Origin of the sequence: Mesorhizobium sp. M7A.F.Ca.CA.002.05.1.1 (assembly GCF_003998335.1) — a bacterium.
Taxonomy (GTDB): domain Bacteria; phylum Pseudomonadota; class Alphaproteobacteria; order Rhizobiales; family Rhizobiaceae; genus Mesorhizobium.
In genome coordinates this window covers 1-970 of the sequence record NZ_RZQI01001386.1, presented here as the reverse complement: position 1 = coordinate 970, position 970 = coordinate 1, and the positions used below count along the sequence as shown (strand labels likewise).

Genomic DNA, 970 nt, shown 5'->3' with positions numbered 1-970 from the left:
GCACACCGTCGCCGAAGCCCAGAAGAAGGGCGGCATCTGCGCTTTCGTCGATGCCGAGCACGCGCTTGACCCGGTCTATGCCCGCAAGCTTGGCGTCGATCTCGAAAACCTTCTGATCTCGCAGCCTGACACTGGGGAGCAGGCGCTGGAAATCTGCGACACGCTGGTGCGCTCCGGCGCCATCGACGTGCTGGTGGTCGATTCGGTCGCGGCGCTGACGCCACGCGCCGAAATTGAAGGCGAGATGGGCGATTCGCTGCCCGGCCTGCAGGCCCGCCTGATGAGCCAGGCGCTGCGCAAGCTGACCGCGTCGATTTCGCGCTCCAACACCATGGTCATCTTCATCAACCAGATCCGCATGAAGATCGGCGTCATGTTCGGCTCGCCTGAAACCACCACCGGCGGCAATGCGCTGAAATTCTACGCTTCGGTGCGCCTCGACATCCGCCGCATCGGCTCGATCAAGGACCGCGACGAGGTCGTCGGCAACCAGACCCGCGTCAAGGTGGTCAAGAACAAGCTGGCGCCGCCCTTCAAGGTGGTCGAATTCGACATCATGTTTGGTGAGGGCGTGTCCAAAACCGGCGAACTGGTCGATCTCGGGGTCAAGGCTGGTATTGTCGAGAAGTCTGGCGCCTGGTTTTCCTATAACTCGCAGCGTCTCGGCCAGGGCCGCGAAAATGCCAAGCTGTTCCTGCGTGACAATCCCGACACGGCACGCGAGATCGAGTTGTCGATCAGGCAGAATGCCGGGCTGATCGCCGAAAAATTCCTCGAGAATGGCGGCCCTGAGCGCGGCGATGATGACGGTTTCGAGGAAGAATCCGGCGCGATGTAACAGCTTCGTGCGCGATGCCGGCCGGAGTTCGGCCATAATCGCGTTCTATTATCTCAGGCTTATGTAATCGAGTTCCGCGTTATTGCGTTTCGAAACCGCCGGCCCAGTGCCGGCGGTTTCGAAACGCAATAA

At 60.7% G+C, this 970-nt stretch carries 1 protein-coding gene; it reads left to right on the top strand.

What is annotated here, in order from left to right:
• Positions 1-838, top strand: an 838-nt coding sequence (recA, locus tag EN939_RS35775) for a recombinase RecA (RefSeq protein WP_127272008.1), incomplete at its 5' end; no start/stop codon positions are given.
• Positions 839-970: the final 132 nt, after the last annotated feature.